The 2807-nt window shown below is 64.1% G+C and carries 5 protein-coding genes; 2 read left to right on the top strand and 3 right to left on the bottom strand.

All coding sequences use genetic code 11. The features are described 5' to 3' along the window. Positions 1 to 58: 58 nt before the first annotated feature. From PMI38_RS02525 to PMI38_RS02530, 3 genes are read right to left on the bottom strand one after another with little or no spacing between them, the layout of a single operon-like run. Entirely contained in the window at positions 59 to 1135 is a 1077-nt protein-coding gene (locus tag PMI38_RS02525) for an NAD(P)H-dependent flavin oxidoreductase (protein ID WP_008090279.1), read from the bottom strand. Between the two features lie 26 nt (positions 1136 to 1161). Beyond that, the gene (locus PMI38_RS27245; protein WP_008090280.1) at positions 1162 to 1329 is read right to left on the bottom strand and encodes a hypothetical protein; all 168 of its coding nucleotides are present in this window, start codon (positions 1327 to 1329) and stop codon (positions 1162 to 1164) included. 8 nt (positions 1330 to 1337) lie between these two features. Further along, a complete protein-coding gene (locus PMI38_RS02530; RefSeq protein WP_008090281.1) occupies positions 1338 to 1640 on the bottom strand; it encodes a DUF1883 domain-containing protein in 303 nt (100 codons plus the stop codon). Positions 1641 to 1776: 136 nt separating this feature from the next. Between PMI38_RS02530 and PMI38_RS02535 the strand changes: the two genes are divergently transcribed. Both PMI38_RS02535 and PMI38_RS02540 read left to right on the top strand, forming a co-directional pair. After that, positions 1777 to 2136, top strand: coding sequence for a hypothetical protein (locus tag PMI38_RS02535; protein ID WP_008090282.1), 360 nt, complete (start codon positions 1777 to 1779; stop codon positions 2134 to 2136). Between the two features lie 134 nt (positions 2137 to 2270). Then, the coding region (locus PMI38_RS02540) for a c-type cytochrome (protein WP_008090283.1) at positions 2271 to 2807 on the top strand (537 nt) is incomplete at its 3' end.

A 2807-nucleotide genomic window follows, 5' to 3' on the forward strand; every position in this document is an offset into this window, starting at 1 on the left:
GGGGGGGAGCCGATGACAGCGGCTTGCCAAATCGCGCACCGCCACAGGCAAGAGGGCTTTACCGTTTGAGCTGCGCCAGCGCCTGCTCGGCAATCGCTCGGGTCAGCTGTTCGGCGGGCATCGCTTTGCCCAGGCGCAGCGCTTGCCCCGACCACAGGTTGCTGAAGTCGCTATTGCCTTGCGGGTCGGTGATCGCCCGTATCGGCATCAGCGCGCCACCGGCCAATGGAAAACGCGGTGCCAGGTCACTCATCGGCCCCAGCTCGCGCATGATGCGGTTGTTGATGCCCCGTGCCGGGCGCCCGGTGAACAGGTTGGTCAGCGCCGTTTCGCTGGCCGGTGCGCTGTCCAGCGCGCGGCGGTGGGCGGCAGAAACCTTGGCTTCCGGGCAGAACAGGTAGGCGGTGCCGAGCTGCACCGCGCTGGCGCCCAGGGCCAGGGCTGCGACCAGGCCGCGATGATCGCCTATGCCGCCCGCAGCGATTACTGGCAGGCGCACTGCATCGGCGATCTGCGGCACCAGTGCGAAGGTGCCGATCTGGCTGGTGATGTCGTCGCTGAGGAACATGCCGCGATGCCCCCCGGCTTCGTAACCCATGGCGATGATCGCATCGCAGCCATGGGCTTCGAGCCAGACCGCTTCTTCCACCGTGGTGGCACTGGACAGCACCTTGGCGCCCGCCGCCTTGACGCGCTGCAGCAGCGCGGGCTCAGGCAAGCCGAAGTGAAAGCTCACCACTTCCGGGCGCAAATGCTCCACCAGTTGGCAGCTTTGTTCATCGAAGGGCGCGCGGTTGGAGACCGGGGTGGGCGCCTCGAAGTCGGCACCGACTTCCTGGTAGTAAGGCTTGAGCGCCTGCTTCCAGCGCGCGGCGCGGTCAGGGTCTGGCGCCGGCGGCTGGTGGCAGAAGAAGTTGAGGTTCAGCGGCCGCCCCGGGCAGGCGGCGCGAAAGGCTTCGATCTCCTCGCGTATCTGCTCGCCGGTGAGCATGGCGCAGGGCAGGGCGCCCAGCCCGCCGGCGTTGGCCACCGCGATGGCCATGGCCGAGCCGCTGGCACCGGCCATGGGCGCTTGGAGCATGGGCAGCGCGATGCCCAACAGATCGAGGATACGACGGTCGGGCCAGTTACTCATGCGGTTCTCCTTGCGCGCAGTGGGTTTTACAGGGCCTTGCTGACCTGGATGTCGCTGATCTTGTCGGCGTCCTCGCCGTGGATCTTGCGCAGGGCGTCGAGCGCCTGCTCTTGCGATGCATCGGGCATCACGGCGAAATCCCAGCGGCGCTGGCCGTCGAGCTTGTACTTGATTACGTATTTGGTCTGGGTCATGGCGGGCGTTATCCGAGTTTCGACGACGAGCGACGGATGATCTTGATCTTGTGGGTCAAGGTTGGCTTGCGCGTTACCGAGATCGGGCGGGTCGTCACGGTGTCGATGGTGATGTTCCAGAAACCGGTGCTGGGCACGGTGATCTTGGCCGGGAAGCGCTCGAAGTGGCCACCGTGATAGGTGTGCCGGCCGCCATTCTTGAAACTGCGGAAGTTAGCGTCGTTCATCAGGCGGATGTTGCAGCGCTGGGAACACTCGATGACGACAATGTCGTCCTCGTTCAAGTGCTCGCGCTGGTGTACGAATTTCATGGGGTGCTCCGCAAAGTCTGGTTCTGCAAAGGCGAACGATACCACGATGGCTCGCGTGAAGATAAATCTGCCAAAGCCGGGAGCAAAAACGCTTGGCCGTTGTCAGAGCGGATTCTTGACAGCTGAGGTGCGGCAAATGAAGTGGATGGCAGCGGCGTTGTTGTTGGCGCTTGGGGGGTGCGTCAGTGTTTCCGAACTGGAGCAGTCCCACGAGACGCTGGATGTGATCTCTGGCAAGGCGCCGCGTGAGTATGCCGACTGCATCAAGCAGCACTTGGCCGATACCCGCGATCCCTTGGTGGAAGAGCCGCGAGACGACGGCCTGCGCCTGATCGTGCCACAGAAGCTGTCGGCCGGTGCCGGGCCCGCGGCGTTGGTAGACATCGACAAACGCGGCAGCGGCAGCAGCATCAAGCTGCATGAACGCTTGAACAATTTCCCGCTGCGCCTGGGTGATGTGCGCACAGCGGCGACAAAATGCATTTCGGGCAGTTGACCTGGCGCAAGTAAAGCGCGCTTAGAAGGCCCTCGGTCGGGCGGAGCGTTGTTGCGAATTCCCTTACAGGGCTAGTATCCATTTGCTTATGTTTTTTAAGCTTAAGCTTATAACAAAAGAAATGGAGTTTCGTGATGACCCTGATGAGTCGAGTCGTGATCGGCAGCGTGCTGATCCTGGCCTGGCCGCTGGCGCACGCCGCCGATGGCCAGAAGATCTTCACCCAAGGCGGGGCCAACCCTGCCGCCATGGCTTGCCTGGGCTGCCATGGCGCGGACGGCAAGGGTATCGCCGCTGCCGGGTTTCCGCGCCTGGCGGGCTTGCCGGCCGGCTACCTGAGCAAACAATTGCATGACTGGCGCAATGGCACTCGCAAGCAGCCGGTGATGGAGCCGCTGGCCAAGGCCCTGACCGAGGATGAAATCCAGGCGGTCAGCACCTACCTCGCCAGCCTCCCGAGCGACCCCGCGCCGGACGAGCGCCGGCAACAGATCGCCGATAACCCGACCGCACGCTTGGCGCTGTACGGCGACTGGAGCCGGCAGATACCCGGTTGCGTGCAATGCCATGGCCCCGGTGGCAGTGGCGTAGGTGACCACTTTCCGCCCCTGGCCGGACAACCCGCGCCGTATCTGATCGCGCAACTCAATGGCTGGCGCGATGGCAGCCGC

This window comes from Pseudomonas sp. GM84 (genome assembly GCF_000282535.1).
Classification (GTDB): Bacteria; Pseudomonadota; Gammaproteobacteria; order Pseudomonadales; family Pseudomonadaceae; genus Aquipseudomonas.